14 protein-coding genes are annotated in these 14139 nt (G+C 64.9%); 6 read left to right on the top strand and 8 right to left on the bottom strand.

Going from position 1 to position 14139, the window contains the following annotated elements:
- The 3 genes from ATE59_RS06760 (at position 1) to ATE59_RS06750 (ending at position 2245) form a co-directional block, all read left to right on the top strand.
- A complete protein-coding gene (locus ATE59_RS06760) occupies positions 1–288 on the top strand; it encodes a DUF2061 domain-containing protein (RefSeq protein WP_058811681.1) in 288 nt (95 codons plus the stop codon).
- On the top strand, positions 285–1028 hold the full coding sequence (locus ATE59_RS06755) for a 3'(2'),5'-bisphosphate nucleotidase CysQ (RefSeq protein ID WP_058811680.1): 744 nt from the start codon (positions 285–287) through the stop codon (positions 1026–1028). The genes ATE59_RS06760 and ATE59_RS06755 overlap by 4 nt, the downstream gene beginning before the upstream one ends.
- Positions 1029–1108: 80 nt before the next feature.
- The gene (locus ATE59_RS06750; protein ID WP_058811679.1) at positions 1109–2245 is read left to right on the top strand and encodes a zinc-binding dehydrogenase; all 1137 of its coding nucleotides are present in this window, start codon (positions 1109–1111) and stop codon (positions 2243–2245) included.
- A gap of 79 nt (positions 2246–2324) precedes the next feature.
- On the opposite strand, the gene ATE59_RS06745 is transcribed toward ATE59_RS06750, so the two are convergent.
- The 4 genes from ATE59_RS06745 to ATE59_RS06730 all read right to left on the bottom strand — a co-directional run bounded on the left by ATE59_RS06745 (position 2325) and on the right by ATE59_RS06730 (position 6484).
- Complete coding sequence (locus ATE59_RS06745) at positions 2325–3458, bottom strand: cell wall hydrolase (protein ID WP_058811678.1); 1134 nt, start codon at positions 3456–3458, stop codon at positions 2325–2327.
- 18 nt (positions 3459–3476) lie between these two features.
- On the bottom strand, positions 3477–4397 hold the full coding sequence (gene cysK, locus ATE59_RS06740) for a cysteine synthase A (RefSeq protein ID WP_058811677.1): 921 nt from the start codon (positions 4395–4397) through the stop codon (positions 3477–3479).
- Between the two features lie 5 nt (positions 4398–4402).
- On the bottom strand, positions 4403–5062 hold the full coding sequence (locus ATE59_RS06735) for an RBBP9/YdeN family alpha/beta hydrolase (RefSeq protein ID WP_058811676.1): 660 nt from the start codon (positions 5060–5062) through the stop codon (positions 4403–4405).
- A 132-nt stretch (positions 5063–5194) separates the two neighbouring features.
- On the bottom strand, positions 5195–6484 hold the full coding sequence (locus tag ATE59_RS06730; RefSeq protein WP_058811675.1) for an MFS transporter: 1290 nt from the start codon (positions 6482–6484) through the stop codon (positions 5195–5197).
- 128 nt (positions 6485–6612) lie between these two features.
- Here ATE59_RS06730 and ATE59_RS06725 point away from each other — a divergent pair, with 128 nt between their 5' ends.
- Entirely contained in the window at positions 6613–8331 is a 1719-nt protein-coding gene (locus ATE59_RS06725) for a DUF885 domain-containing protein (protein WP_058811674.1), read from the top strand.
- A 183-nt stretch (positions 8332–8514) separates the two neighbouring features.
- Positions 8515–9510 carry a glycosyltransferase gene (locus ATE59_RS06720; protein ID WP_082657329.1) on the top strand — a complete coding sequence of 332 codons (996 nt, stop codon included), beginning with the start codon at positions 8515–8517 and terminating at the stop codon, positions 9508–9510.
- 6 nt (positions 9511–9516) lie between these two features.
- Here the strand turns inward: ATE59_RS06720 and ATE59_RS06715 are convergent, their stop codons facing one another.
- The gene (locus tag ATE59_RS06715) at positions 9517–10812 is read right to left on the bottom strand and encodes an RsmB/NOP family class I SAM-dependent RNA methyltransferase (protein ID WP_058811672.1); all 1296 of its coding nucleotides are present in this window, start codon (positions 10810–10812) and stop codon (positions 9517–9519) included.
- Between the two features lie 55 nt (positions 10813–10867).
- On the opposite strand from ATE59_RS06715, the gene ATE59_RS06710 reads away from it, so the two are divergent.
- On the top strand, positions 10868–11077 hold the full coding sequence (locus ATE59_RS06710; RefSeq protein WP_058811901.1) for a DUF1674 domain-containing protein: 210 nt from the start codon (positions 10868–10870) through the stop codon (positions 11075–11077).
- A gap of 21 nt (positions 11078–11098) precedes the next feature.
- Here the strand turns inward: ATE59_RS06710 and ATE59_RS06705 are convergent, their stop codons facing one another.
- From ATE59_RS06705 to ATE59_RS06695, 3 genes are all read right to left on the bottom strand, one after another.
- Complete coding sequence (locus ATE59_RS06705) at positions 11099–11653, bottom strand: cytochrome b (protein WP_058811671.1); 555 nt, start codon at positions 11651–11653, stop codon at positions 11099–11101.
- A gap of 12 nt (positions 11654–11665) precedes the next feature.
- On the bottom strand, positions 11666–12442 hold the full coding sequence (locus ATE59_RS06700; RefSeq protein WP_003051455.1) for a SapC family protein: 777 nt from the start codon (positions 12440–12442) through the stop codon (positions 11666–11668).
- A 92-nt stretch (positions 12443–12534) separates the two neighbouring features.
- Positions 12535–13977, bottom strand: coding sequence for an FAD-binding oxidoreductase (locus ATE59_RS06695; protein WP_058811670.1), 1443 nt, complete (start codon positions 13975–13977; stop codon positions 12535–12537).
- Positions 13978–14139 lie beyond the last annotated feature (162 nt).

Below are 14139 nucleotides of genomic sequence, written 5' to 3'. Positions count from 1 at the left end.
GTGCTGCTGTTCCGGGGCCGCGAGGCGCACAGCCGATCTTTCGCCAAGGCGGTCAGCTGGCGCGCTCTGGGCAGCATCGACACCTTCATCCTCAGCTACATCTTCACCGCCAATGTGAAGGCCGCCGGCGCAATTGCGAGCACCGAAGTGCTGACCAAGATGCTGCTCTATTATGTGCACGAACGCGCGTGGAGCCGCGTGACCTGGGGCATGGACAAGACGCCGCGCGAGTCGGGAGCCGAAAGGCTTGACGAACGCGGCGGCGACGGCTCTGGCACGCAGCCATGACCGAGAATGACGAACAATTGGCGGCGCGGCTCGTCGACGCCGCCGGCCGTATCCTGCTCGATCTGCGCGCGGCGGGCGATCTTGCGGGCAAGGTGCTGGGGCAGGCGGGTGACGAGGCCGCCAACGCGATGCTCTGCCGCGAACTTCGCGCGGCGCGTCCCGACGATGCGATCTTGTCAGAAGAGGAAAAGGACAATCCGGCGCGACTTGCCAGTCACCGCGTGTGGATCGTCGATCCGCTCGACGGCACGCGCGAATTTGGCGAGGGCCGGTCCGACTGGGCGGTGCATGTCGCGCTCGCGATCGATGGCGTCGCCAGCGTCGGTGCGGTCGCGTTGCCAGGGCTCGGGCTGACGCTGACCTCGGGCGCGCCGACCGCATTGGCGCCTGCCAACGAGCCGCTGCGGATGCTTGTCAGCCGCACCCGCCCCGCTGCCGAGGCGGTTCAGGTCGCCGAACGGATGGGTGCGGACCTGCTTGCGATGGGCTCGGCCGGAGCGAAGGCCATGGCCGTGGTGCGCGGCGAGGCCGACATCTATCTGCACACCGGCGGCCAATATGAATGGGACAATTGCGCGCCCGTTGCGGTTGCGCAGGCTGCGGGGCTGCACGTCAGCCGCGTCGATGGCTCGCCGCTGCGCTACAACAATGCCGATACCTATCTGCCCGACCTGCTCATCTGCCGCCGCGAACTGGCAGACGAGGTGCTGCGCCTCGCGTCGGAATATTCGCCCGGCTGAACCGGGCGGCATTGCCAGCGGCGGCCCTTCGCCCTAACCCGTTGCATCGAGAAACCAAATTACGCCAAGGGAGACGTGCGATGACCGATTTGCCCGAAACCAATCTGACGATGCTGACGCTCGCCAAGCCGGAGGGCGAGCTCGAAGTCTATTTCGAACGCCGCCCGATGCCCGAGCCCAAGCCGCACGAGGTACTGGTGAAGGTTCTCACCACCCCGATCAACCCGTCCGACCTTGGCCTGCTGTTCGGTGGGGCCGACATGAGCAGCGCGCGCGTCGGCACCCGCGATGGCTTGCCGATGATTACGGCCGATATTCCGCCGCCCGGCATGCGCGCGATGGCGAGCCGGATCGGCGATGCGCTCCCGATCGGCAACGAAGGGTGCGGCGTCGTCGTCAAGGCGGGGGCCTCGCCCGAGGCGCAGGCGCTGATGGGCAAGACCGTCGCGCTGCTTGGCGGCGAGATGTATGCCGAATATCGCTGCCTTCCCGTTCAGATGACGATGCCGTTGCCCGATGGCACCGATCCGGTCGATGGGGCCTCCTGCTTCGTCAATCCGCTCACCAGCCTCGCTTTCACCGAAACGATGCGGATGGAGGGGCATAGCGCGATCGTTCACACCGCCGCGGCGTCGAACCTCGGCCAGATGCTCGTCAAGATCTGCGCCAAGGACAATATCCCGCTGGTCAATATTGTGCGCAGCGCGGCGCAGGTCGAATTGCTGAAGGGCATCGGTGCGACGCATATCGTGAATAGCAGCGACGATGATTTCGTCGACCAACTCGTCGCCGCGATCACCGAAACCGGCGCCACGATCGGCTTCGATGCGATCGGCGGCGGCAAGCTTGCGGGCCAGATTCTCGCCGCGATGGAAGCGGCGGCGGTCAAGCGCATGACGAGCTACAGCCGCTATGGCTCGGACACTTTCAAACAAGTCTATATCTACGGCGCGCTCGACCTTGGTCCGACGCTGCTGAACCGCAGCTTCGGCTTCAGCTGGTCGCTCTCGGGCTTCCTGCTCACGCCCTTCCTGCAAAAGGCGGGGATGGAGACGGCTATGCGGATGCGTCAGCGTGTCGTCGACGAACTGACGACGACCTTCAAGAGCCATTACAGCCACCAGATTTCGCTGGCCGACGCGCTCAACCTCGACGTCGCGCACGCCTATAATGCGAAGCGCACGGGCGAGAAATATTTGATCCGTCCGCATGGATGAGCGCTGGAGCCTTCAAAGGGGCTGCAGCACTGCGAGCGAAGTGATCCGGGGTTGATTGAACCAGGCTGGATCGCTTCGCTCAGCGCTTCATGCACTGCCGCGTGTCGTCGCGCGCATATTCGCTGCAGTTCCACAGCGCCTTTTCAAAGCCCGATTTTTCGTCGCGCAGATAGGAAAAGCTCATCGCCGCGCGCTGCATGTCGTTCATCGCGTCGCTGTCGGGCTTCATGACCGGGTTGGTCCAGCCCATGAACTTGCAATAGGGGCGTTCGCCGCAAAGACGCAGCGCGAGCGTGACGAAACTTTCGGGTGTGGCGCGGCGGTCGAGCTGGACATAGATGGTATCGCGCCCCACCGCGTCTCCTGCCCCCGTCACCAGCTTGACCGGGCCAATGCTGGCGGCGCCTTCGGCCAGGTCGCTTGGCGGCGCGAGGGCAAGCGCATGGGCGGGGGACAGGCCCGCCATCTTCGCAATCGGCGCGTCGTTCGCCGAAACCGCGCCGCGGAACGCGCCGGGCGTTCCCCAGAAACCGGGCCAGCGGAAAAAGAGGTGCGTGCCTTCGCTCGCGATCTTTTCCAGACTGTCGCTCCAATAGGGGCGCACCCAGTCGGTGTGATAATGCGTCGCCAGCCCGACTTTCGGATCGATCAGTCCGGCGAGCATGCGATCGGCATTGCTGCGCGCGCGCGTCCATGCGGCATCCGAATAGCGGCGATTGAGCGCGCCGTCGCAGGTGAAGGTGAACTGACAGCCGGTGGTGCGTTCCGATCCCTGGAATACGACGCCGCAGATCGTCTTGGGGAAGGCGGGATGGCGGACGCGGTTGATGACAACCTGACCGACCGCAAGCTGTCCCTTGCTATCGTCGCCGGCCTCGTAAAGCATCGCCGCTGCCATGCAGTCGCGGGCGCGGTCGCGTGCCTCGCCCGCGCCGGGATAGACGAATGGGCGCGCTGCAACGAAGCCCTTGGTCACAAAGGCTATGCGCGCATTTTCGGCACGCGCGTCCTGCTCGGTAACCGGGGCGAACTCCATCGGCTGGACGTCGGGAACGACGTTGGCGGGCGGCGCAACGGGGTGCGGCATCACCGGCAGCGGGCGGCTCGCCCGTCCGCTGAAATGCAGCACCGCCGCAATCGCCGCAAAGCTCAAAAGCGCGAACAGCCAGCCGCGCCATTCGCGCGGGTTCTGCGTCGTATCCGGATGCTCCATTGGGAGCATGGCTGCTGCTCAGATCTCCGGCAGGAAGTCGGGCACCGACAGATAGCGCTCGCCGGTGTCGTAGTTGAAGCCCAGGACGCGGCTGCCCGCCGGAAGCTCGGCGAGCTTCTGCTTGATCGCCGCCAGCGTCGCGCCCGACGAGATGCCGACGAGCATCCCTTCCTCGGTCGCCGAGCGCCGCGCCATCTCCTTCGCATCGGCGGCATCGACCTGGATCACGCCGTCGAGCAGATCGGTATGCAGGTTACGCGGGATGAAGCCGGCACCGATGCCCTGGATCGGATGCGGAGCAGGCTGGCCGCCCGAGATGACCGGCGAAGCAACGGGTTCGACGGCATAGACCTTCAGATTGGACCAATGCTGTTTCAAGAATTGCGCAACGCCGGTAATGTGTCCGCCGGTGCCGACGCCGGTAATCAGCGCGTCGATCGGCGTGTCCTTGAAATCGTTCAGGATTTCGGGGCCGGTGGTCCGGACATGGACGTCGATGTTCGCCTCGTTCTCAAACTGCTGCGGCATCCAGGCACCGGGGGTGGTCTCGACCAGTTCGATCGCCCGCTCGATGGCGCCCTTCATGCCCTTTTCGCGCGGCGTCAGATCGAAGGTCGCGCCATAGGCCAGCATGAGGCGCCGGCGTTCGAGCGACATGCTTTCGGGCATGACGAGGATCAGCTTGTATCCCTTGACCGCGGCGGCCATCGCCAGGCCGATGCCGGTGTTGCCCGACGTCGGCTCGACGATGACGCCGCCCGGTTTCAGGCTGCCGTCGCGCTCGGCCGCTTCGATCATCGCCAGCCCGATGCGATCCTTGATCGACCCGCCCGGATTGGCGCGTTCGGACTTCACCCAGACTTCGGCGTCGGGAAACAGCTTCGCGACGCGAATGTGCGGCGTGTTGCCGATGGTTTCGAGGATCGAATTGGCTTTCATCGTCTCTATGCACTTTCCTTGAAGTCGAAGCGCGGATCGCGGCGCACCCGGTTCGGCCAGTCTCCGGCGCGGACCCAAAGCCTTTCGTCGGCCAGGGCGGGCGTCGGAGCGGGTTGTAACGACGCCAGCAGATACTGTCCATAAGGCCAGTCGCCGATCGCCGAGTCGGCGTTGATATGCCCGAAGGGGCCGGCATTGACGAAGCGCGCGTCCCACTTGCGCGACAGGCGCCAGACATGCGCGGACTTGGCGTAGGGATCATTGTCGCTCGCAACCACGATCATCGGAGCTCGCGCAGAAAAGGCCGGGGTATCGTCGAATCCGGTGATGCGATTGCTACGGCGCAGCAAAGCGAGGTCGGGCGGCGCAACGAGCAGCGCGCCGACAATCCGCGTCCGCGCGAAAGCGCTGGCGCCGGCGAACCAGTGGGCGAAGGCATGGCATCCCAGGCTATGCGCCGCGACAAGCACGGGGGCGTCCTCGGTCGCGATCGTGTCGGCGATGCGGCGGACCCATTCGCCCTTGGTCGGCGCGTTCCAATTGCCAAGGTCGATGCGTTCGCAATCGGGGAATTTCTGTTCCCACAGGCTTTGCCAGTGACCCGGCCCGCTGTTGTCGAGGCCCGGGATGGTCAGAATTTTGTGGCGGATTGTCGAGCTGTGCATGGCGGTCGTTCCATCGAGAGAGGGAAGGGAAGCCGCGGTGACGGGTGCGTCCGTTTTAACTCAATTAAATGCATTGACAATAGGTGCTGGACAAAGCGGGGCGATTTTGCGCCGAAACGCCATCAACAGCGCTCAATCATTCGCCGGGTCGAACCGCGCCTCGAACGTCCGGGCGTGCCTCAGTTCGGGGAATATTCTGGCCCACAGCGCAGTAACACCGATCGCCGCGACGCCGCCTACGACCACCGCACTCACCGGGCCAAGCACCGCCGCCATTGCGCCGGCGCGCATTTCGCCCAATTCGTTCGACGCAGAGATGGCGAGCCCCGACGCCGCGCTGACGCGGCCGCGCATATGGTCGGGCGTGTTGAGCTGAATCAGCGTCCCGCGCACGAAGACCGAGAACATGTCCGCGGCGCCCATGACCACGAGCAGCGCGAGCGACAGCAGGAAGTTGGTCGACAAGCCGAAAGCGACCGTCCCGGCGCCGAATGCCGCGACAGCCCACAGCATCTTGACGCCGACGTTGCGCTCGATGGGCCGCCACGCGAGGCCCAATGCGATGATCGCGGCGCCGACCGCGGGGGCCGCGCGCAGAAAACCCAACCCTTCGGACCCCGTGTGCAATATGTCGCGGGCATAGACGGGCAGCATCGCGGTCGCGCCCGACAGGATCACCGCGAACAGGTCGAGCGTGATGGTGCCCAGCAGAAAGCGCTCGGTCCACACGAACTGCAGCCCATCGACCATCTCGCGCAGCGGGTGTCGGCGCACTTCAGCGGGCGGCGGTAGCACCGGGCGGACCCTGCTGACCGTGAAGGCCGAAAGGACGAGCAAGGCGGCTGCGAAGATATACACCGATGTCGGATGGACGGCATAGATCAGGCCGCCCGCCGCCGGTCCGACGACCGACGCCGATTGCCAGGCGATGCTGCTCATCGCGATCGCGCGCGGCAGCACTGCCGGCGGCACGATATTCGGCGCGATCGCGCTCATCGCCGGGCCGGAAAAAACGCGGGCGACGCCGTGCAGTGCCGCGAGGGTGAAGAGCAGCGGAAGCGTCAGTCCCTCAGTCCAGGTGAACCAGCCGAGCGTCGCGGCGATCGTCAGGTCGATCATGTTGGAAAAGATCGCGACGCGGCGCCGTTCGAACCGGTCGGCGGCCCAACCCGCGACGGGGGTCAGCACCGCAAGCGGAATGAACTGGACGAGGCCGAGGAGGCCGAGCTGGAACGACGCTTCCTTGATCGACATGCCATAGCTGGAGCGCGCCGTATCATAGAGCTGATAGCCGATGACGACGACCATCGCGATCGTCGCCATGACCGCGGTGAAGCGCGCGAACCAGTAATAGCGATAATCGGCGAAGCTGAGCGGGGAGGGGGGCTTCGACGGGCCGTCGATGGAGGAAGAGGAGGCCATTGCGATTTGCCCTAACCGTCTTTTGGCGCCTGTCCAGCATGCTTTGTCGCCGCCGTTCGTCGATTATCGGGTGCAGCCTGTTGGACGCGGTGGCAGACAGTCGCCATCGATCAAGGGAGACGCATCGAATGACACGTAAATTTGCCCGCTTCGGCGGCGCGGCGATGGCCGGCGCGCTGCTCGTGCTTGCCGCATGCAGCGCCGAAAAGGCGCCGCAGTCTGCCGGCTCTGCCGCCAACTGGACCGAATTTCGCGACCAGTTTCTTGCCGGCTATTTCCCGCTGAATCCCAATTTTGCAGTCTATCAGGGCAAGCATGAGTTCGACGGTCAGCTTCCCGACTGGTCGGCGGACGGATTGCAGAAGCAGATCGCTTTCCTCGAAAAGACGATCGCCGATGCCCAGGCATTCGATGGCAAGATGAGCGATGCCGAGAAATTCGAGCGCGATTATCTCGTCCATGTCGCGCAGGGGCAGCTCTTCTTTTTGAAGGACGCCGATTTCCCGCATAAAAACCCGGCCTTCTACGTCGGGCAGCTCGACCCCAACGTCTATATCTCGCGCCCCTATGCCGATCCGGCGACGCGCATGAAGGCGTTCATTTCCTACGCCGAAAAGGTTCCGGCCGCCGCTGCCCAGATCAAGGCCAATCTGAAACTGCCGATGCCCGCAACCTTCGTCAAATATGGCAGCGCCGGTTTCGGTGGCTTTGCCGACTATTACACCGGGGATGCCAAGGCCGCCTTTGCCGATGTGAAGGACCCGGCGCTGCAAAAGCAGTTCGACGAAGTTGCGGCCAAGGCGGCCGCGGCGATGAAGGATCTTGCCGCCTATGTGGCGTCGCAGCCGGGCAGCGCCGACGGCTGGGCGCTCGGCGCCGACAAATTTTCGAAGATGCTGCTCACGAACGAAGCGGTGGACACGCCGCTCGACGAACTCGAGCAGATCGGCCAGGCCGACCTCAAGCGCAATCAGGATGCGTTGAAGGCCGCGTGCGCGACCTATGCCGCGGGCATGACGATCGCCGATTGCATGAAGAAGATGGGGTCCGACAAGCCCGCCGATGGTCCGGTGGCCGAGGCGCGGCGCCAGCTTCCGATGCTGCGCGCCTTCCTCGTCGAAAAGGATCTGGTATCGATCCCGGGCACCGAACAGGCGCAGGTGGAGGAATCGCCGCCCTACAACCGGCAGAACAGCGCCTATATCGACATCCCCGGACCCTATGAGAAGGGCCTGCCGTCGGTCTATTACATCTCGCCGCCCGACCCGAGCTGGGACAAGCAGACGCAGCTCGACTTCGTGCCGGGCAAGAAGGATCTGCTCTTCACCTCGGTCCATGAAGTCTGGCCGGGTCACTTCCTCAATTTCCTGCACTCGAACCGCGCGGAGAGCATCTTCGGCAAGCTGTTCGTCGGCTATGCCTTCGCTGAGGGCTGGGCGCATTATACCGAGGAAATGATGTGGGATGCAGGGCTCGGCGATGGCGACCCCGAAACGCACATCGGCCAGCTGTCGAACGCGCTTTTGCGTAACTGCCGCTACCTGTCGGCGATCGGTCTCCACACCAAGGGGATGACGGTCGCGGATTCGGAAAAGCTGTTCAAGGAGCAATGTTATCAGGACGAGGGCAACGCTCGGCAGCAGGCGGCGCGTGGTACTTATGATCCGCTCTATCTCAACTACACCATGGGCAAGCTCATGATCCGCAAGCTGCGCGAGGATTGGACCAAGGGAGACAAGACGAAGTGGAAGGCCTTCCACGACGAATTCCTTTCCTACGGCGGTCCGCCGATCCCGATGGTGCGCGCAGCGATGATGAAGGAAGCGAGCCCGAAGGCGGTTTTCTGATCGCATTCAGCGCGCAAGGTGCCGGCCGACCGTTGGTTGGCCGGCACCGACCTGCCCCAATTTGGGGCTGCCGGGACATGGTTAAGCCAAATTGACGGCCCTGCCGGGCGCGGATAATGGCGAATCGATATCGTCCCAGCAGTTGCCCCAATCAGCTGACTGGCTTTTTGAAAGTCGGTCCACATGTCTGCATCGCGGCTCAGCGTCGTCATGCCCATGTATAATGCGGCACGCTTCGTCGAAGCGGCGATCGACAGCATTTTGGCCCAGACGATGGGCGATTTTATCTTTTACATCGTCGATGACGGTTCGACCGACGCGTCGGGGGACATCGCCGCGCGCAAGGCGGCGGCCGATCGACGGATTAGGCTGATCCGTCAGTCCAATCAGGGCATCGTTGCGAGCATGAACCGGATGCTTGCGCTGGTCGAAACGCCCTTCGTCGCGCGTATGGATGCCGACGACATCTCGCTGCCCGACCGTTTCGCGCTGCAGCTGGCGCATTTCGATCGCACGCCGACACTCGGTGCGCTCGGTGGGCAATATGTCGAGATCGACAATGGCGGGCGCCGACGGAGCGGTCATTTCCGGCAACCGGTGGGCTGCGATGACGTGCGCGCCGAACTCGAACTGCGGCCTGCGGTCGCCAATCCGACCGTGATGTTCCGCACCGATGCGCTGCGAAAGGCCGGGCTCTATCGCCCGGCGTTCGGCTATTGCGAGGATTACGACCTCTTTCTGCGGCTCTCCGAGATCGCTGATATCGACAATCTGCCGGACACGCTGCTGCTCTATCGCCGGTCGCCCGAACAGATGAGCGTCGCCAACAACGCGCAGCAGACCGAACAGGCCGCCTATGCCCGGCTCGCGCATCTGGTGCGCAAGACGGGCGCCGCCGATCCCTTCCGCGACATGGCGCGGCTGCCGCCTCTCGCCGATCTCGATGCGCTGCTCAAAAAGCCGGGCATCGGGCGAATGGTGGAGACCGATATCATCGCCGCACGCCGCTATGCTGTCGCCAGCATGGCCGACAGTGAGTTCGTCGACTATTGCAAGCGGCTGGCGAGCGGCGTGCGGCTGGAGGCCGCGACCCGTACGGTGGTGCGCTGCCTTGTCAATCGGCGCGTCGATCGGGCGTTCCGGCTGGCGAGTTCGCTCGTCGCCGGGGTTTTCGTCTGACGCGCGTCAGGTTGACGGCGCGCGCAGCCGCGCTACGAAAAAGCCGTCGAGCCCGCCTGCGTCAGCCAGCATCCCCGGCAAGGTTCTGACGCAGCTCATCGCATCCGGCGTTACGCCCTGCGGCAGTTCGTCAGGCCGTACGGGGTCGATCTGCCATGCCGGGTGGGCGTCCAGAAACGCCTTGATCTGCTCCTCACCCTCGGCGCGCTCCAGCGAGCAGGTCGCATAGACGAGGGACCCGCCCGGCTTGACCCAACCGGCGGCGCGCGCGAGCAACTCGCCTTGCAGCACCGCAAGCTCGTCGATCTGGCGGTCTTCGACGCGGTGCAGCACATCGGGATGGCGACGGAAAATGCCGGTTGCCGAACAGGGGGCGTCGAGCAGCACGGCATCGGCCTGTGCGTCCGGCTCCCAGCGCCGGATGTCAGCCTGAATGATCTCCGCGGTCTGCTGCGTCCGGCGCAAATTGTCGGTCAGTCGTTCGAGCCGGCGCGCGCTGGTGTCGACGGCCGTCACCGCCCAGCCCGCCGCCGCGAGCTGCATCGTCTTTCCGCCCGGCGCGGCGCACAGGTCGAACACCGATCGGCCATTGCCCTGACCAAGCAGGCGGGCCGGGATGCTGGCGGCAAGATCCTGCACCCACCAGCCGCCATCGCGGAAGCCGGGCAGGTCTTCGACCGCGCTGCCCCGCGGCAGGCGATAGTGCCGCGGTGCGAGCGATCGGGCTTCGGCCCATCCCGCGGCGTCGGGCTCGGCTGCAAAGCTCAGGTCGATCGGCGGCGGTGCGCTCCAGCCATGTTCGGCCGCGGCAACCGTCTCGGCGCCCCAGGCATCGTGCCAGCGCGCCGCCGTCGCGGGCGGCAGGCTCGCGCGCTCGGGTAGTTTCCACGCGTCTTGTTGTGCGCGCGACAGAAGCGCGTGAACCAGTCGCCGCGGCCCACCCGCTACGAGCGGCAGCGCGGTGGCAACCACCGCATGCGGCGGACTGCCGAGCGCGAGCAATTGGGCGAGCGCGAGCCGCAGCACGGCGCGCGACTTCACGTCCTCGGGCAGCGGCTGGGGCGTTGCGCTATCGATCAGCGCATCGAGGTCGACCATCCAGCGCAGTGTTTCCGACGCGATGGCAATGGCGAAGGCCCGATCGGACGGCGGGAGGCCCTGCGTGGCGGCATGCGCCGCGATGTCGAGCGCTTCACCGCGGCGCAGCACTGCGTCGAGCAGGCGCAGCGCGGCGCGGCGTGGCGCGGTGCCGGCGGGCTCACTTTCGCCGCCTCGTGACTGGCGCCCGCGGCGCTCGGGCATTTTCGGTCGGCTATCATTGGCGTTCTTCATCACTACGTCCTATATCGGATTCATCATGGCGCACGATCCTCAATCCGACCATATTGGCGGCACGCCCCGCGCGACCAAGCGCCCGGGCGACGTCAAGCCGCCCGCAAACTGGACCAACGAACCGCTGCCCAAGCCGCAACCGATTGTCGAAGACGCCGCGGAGGCGCAGCCCGGCGGCCGCAACCCGGTACGCTATGGCGACTGGGAATTGAAGGGTCTGGCGATCGACTTCTGATCGACCGCCAAGCGGCATGGATCAGAAGGGGTTCATCCGGCCCATCAGGCGCGTGCGGTCGACATATTGATGCTTCAGCACCGCCAATATGTGGATGACGACGAGCACGAGCATGGTGATGCCCAGCAGTTCGTGCCGTTCGTGCAGCGTGTCGGCGAGCGCTTTTGACGGCGCGGCGATCGACGGCACGGTGAACAATCCGAAGAAGTCGATCGGCCGATCGGCGGCGGACATCCAGACCCAGCCCGACAGCGGCAGCAGGATCAGCAGCAGATAGAACAGGAAATGCAGGATTTTGCTGACCGGACGCTGCCATGCGGGCGTTCCGGCGGGCAGCGGCGGAGGCTTGTGCCCGAGGCGCCACAATATGCGCAGCGCGGTCAGCACGAGGATCGTTATCCCCAGCGCCTTGTGGACGTTCATCGCTTCGCGGTGCGCTTCGCGCGGCAGACCTTCGGTCAGCATCGCAAGGCCGATATTGACGATGACCGAAAGGCCGATCAGCCAATGCAGCCATATGGCCACCTTCGTATAGCGCGGGTCGGCGGTCGATCCGGCATCGGCGAGGGTGGCCATATCGCGTTCTCCTTAGGCGACGGGGGCGTCCGTCATTGCCGGCACCTTGCCAGCTTTTACCTGTTCGGCAAAGATGTCGCGCATCAGCTGGAGCGAAAGCAGGTGCGCATAGATGAGCGGCAAGGTGCCGTTCTGCATCAGCTTGCGCAACACATCGCCGCGCAGTTCGCGCAGCTTGTTTTCGTCGACCATCTGGAAACCGCGATAGACGAAGGGCTTGTCCGAACCGTCGGGCTGGATGGCGACTTCGCCATCCATCAGCAGGTCGGCCTTCTTGAGTTCGTCGACCAACATGCCGGTGCGCTGCCCGGCTTCTTCGAAGTTGCGGCAGAAATCGAGCACGGCTTTGGTCTGTTCGCTCGGCTGGCCGTCAACGAACAGGGCGTCGCCCTCGTCGAACTTGCCGACGGCGCCAGAGGTCGGGTCGAAGCAGAGCGACAATTCTTCGCTGCCCGGGTTGAGGCGCGCGAGAAGGAAGGGGTAGCGGCGAATATAGGCCGGAACATAAACCGGATTCTTCAGCTTGCCTTCGTCGTCAACGAAGACGTTGACGCCTTCGTTGAGGCCCATGAGCGCCAGCGGAACCGGATTGTCGCCAGCCGAAAAGATGATCGGAAAGAAGCGGCAAGCCGAGGTGAATTCGTCGGCGGTCAGCGGAATCGCATGCTGGCCGACGAGAAACTTCGCTTCGGCGAGCGGACGGGCGTGGAAATCGACGTGATCGACGCTCGAAAGCGGAACGAGGTCGCCATAGAAAAGCGGCAGGTTGTTGGCGGGCGCTGTGGCCATGATGAAACTCCGGATTGGCGCCCCCAAAGGGATCGAGGGCGAAAGGAATAATCGCGCGCCTTATTGGCAGGCGCGGCGCGGCGCAAGGGGCGTTAGGCCAAGGGCGCCTTCTGGGCGACCAACTTGCCGGGATTGAATAGCCCCAGCGGATCGAGTCCGTCTTTCACCGCACGCAGCGCGGCGAGGCGGGCGGGGCTGTCGAGTTCGGCGAGCATGTCGCGCTTCATCTGCCCTATACCATGTTCGGCCGAGATCGAGCCGCCGAGTTCGAGTACGTGGGTGTAGACGATCCGGCTTGCGTCCTCACCATGCGCCGCGAGCCATGCACGACCGTCGACGCCCATTGGTGGCTGGACATGATGGTGGACGTTTCCGTCGCCAAGATGGCCGAAGGACAGCGCCCGGGTACCCGGAAATGCGGCATCGAGGCGCGCGGGGTTTTCCGCAATGAACTGCGGCATCCGGTCGACTGGAACGCTGACGTCATGCTGGAGGGCCGGACCTTCGGCGCGCTCGGCCTCCGAGATCGAATCGCGCAGACGCCAGAATTGCTCGCTTTCGCTTTCGCTCTTGGCAATCGCGACGTCACGGATCAGCCCGTCCTCGAGTGCCTTTGCAAGCGATGATTCCAGCGCTTCGGTCAACGCATCACCATCATCACCGGCCAGCTCGACGAGCGCATACCAGGGATCGGAGGCAGCGAGCGGCGCGCGGGTCTGCGGAATATGGCGCAGCACGGCCTGCAGGCAGGCGTCGGGGATGAGTTCAAAGCCTTCGAGCGTGCGACCGAGCGCGGCGTCGAGCCGGCGCAGGAGGCGCAGCGCATCGTCGGGCGAAGCAAGGCCGATCCACGCCGTGCAGCGCGCGGCCGCGGCGGGGACGAGGCGCAGCGTCGCGGCGGTGACGACGCCGATCGTGCCCTCGGCGCCGCAGAATAGATGCCGCAGGTCATAGCCGCGATTATCCTTCTTGAGCGGGGCCAGCGCGTCGAGAAGCTCGCCGTCGGGCAGAACCGCCTCAACGCCTTCGACCAGCGCCCGCATCGTTCCGAACCGCAACACCTGCGTTCCGCCGGCATTGGTCGAAACCAGCCCGCCGACCGTCGCTGACCCCTTGCCGCCGAGGGTGAGCGGAAAGCGCAGTCCGTGCGCAAGGGCTGCACCATGCAGATGTTCGAGCACGACCCCCGCTTCGACGATCGCCAATCCGGCGGCGACGTCGATATTACGGATCCGGTTCATGCGCCGCAGGCTGAGCAGAAGCTGGTTGCCCGTCGCGTCGGGCGTTGCGCCACCAACCATGCCGCTGTTTCCGCCTTGCGGGACGATGGCAACCTGCTCCGCGGCGCAGAGCCTGACGACTGCGGCGACCTCGTCACGATTGGCCGGGGAAAGCATGGCGGCCGCTTGGCCTCGATAACGGCCGCGCCAATCCGTGAGCCAGGGTGCCATATCGTCCGGATCGCGGCTGAACCCCTTGGGGCCCAGCAGCTCGGCGAGGTGGTTTAGCAGGTCGGCGGAGGGCGGTTGGGTCATGCAGGGCGTCTCGTTGGGGCGCGGGCGCGCAATAGGGGTCGACATCAATTCATTTGCTGTTCAATCATGGTCGTTAAAGGGTTGGCAGATGAATTGCCACCTTGTGGGGCTTTGCAGCGAACGGGAGTATCGGGTGAACGCCATGGCCTGGCACAGTGATGC

The sequence above is a fragment of the Sphingopyxis sp. A083 genome (assembly GCF_001468495.1).
Classification (GTDB): Bacteria; Pseudomonadota; Alphaproteobacteria; order Sphingomonadales; family Sphingomonadaceae; genus Sphingopyxis; species Sphingopyxis terrae.
The sequence above is the reverse complement of the archived record's forward strand: the minus strand, read 5'-3'. Positions and strand labels throughout refer to the sequence as shown.

Excerpts from the sequence above, each read along its gene's own strand:
- ATE59_RS06730 (WP_058811675.1), bottom strand. The coding sequence starts at position 6,484 with ATGGCCTCCTCTTCCTCCATCGACGGCCCGTCGAAGCCCCCCTCCCCG.
- ATE59_RS06735 (WP_058811676.1), bottom strand. The coding sequence starts at position 5,062 with ATGCACAGCTCGACAATCCGCCACAAAATTCTGACCATCCCGGGCCTC.
- ATE59_RS06700 (WP_003051455.1), bottom strand. The coding sequence starts at position 12,442 with ATGGCCACAGCGCCCGCCAACAACCTGCCGCTTTTCTATGGCGACCTC.
- ATE59_RS06710 (WP_058811901.1), top strand. The coding sequence starts at position 10,868 with ATGGCGCACGATCCTCAATCCGACCATATTGGCGGCACGCCCCGCGCG.
- ATE59_RS06745 (WP_058811678.1), bottom strand. The coding sequence starts at position 3,458 with ATGGAGCATCCGGATACGACGCAGAACCCGCGCGAATGGCGCGGCTGG.
- ATE59_RS06705 (WP_058811671.1), bottom strand. The coding sequence starts at position 11,653 with ATGGCCACCCTCGCCGATGCCGGATCGACCGCCGACCCGCGCTATACG.
- cysK (WP_058811677.1), bottom strand. The coding sequence starts at position 4,397 with ATGAAAGCCAATTCGATCCTCGAAACCATCGGCAACACGCCGCACATT.
- ATE59_RS06720 (WP_082657329.1), top strand. The coding sequence starts at position 8,515 with ATGTCTGCATCGCGGCTCAGCGTCGTCATGCCCATGTATAATGCGGCA.
- ATE59_RS06755 (WP_058811680.1), top strand. The coding sequence starts at position 285 with ATGACCGAGAATGACGAACAATTGGCGGCGCGGCTCGTCGACGCCGCC.
- ATE59_RS06750 (WP_058811679.1), top strand. The coding sequence starts at position 1,109 with ATGACCGATTTGCCCGAAACCAATCTGACGATGCTGACGCTCGCCAAG.
- ATE59_RS06715 (WP_058811672.1), bottom strand. The coding sequence starts at position 10,812 with ATGCCCGAGCGCCGCGGGCGCCAGTCACGAGGCGGCGAAAGTGAGCCC.
- ATE59_RS06725 (WP_058811674.1), top strand. The coding sequence starts at position 6,613 with ATGACACGTAAATTTGCCCGCTTCGGCGGCGCGGCGATGGCCGGCGCG.
- ATE59_RS06695 (WP_058811670.1), bottom strand. The coding sequence starts at position 13,977 with ATGACCCAACCGCCCTCCGCCGACCTGCTAAACCACCTCGCCGAGCTG.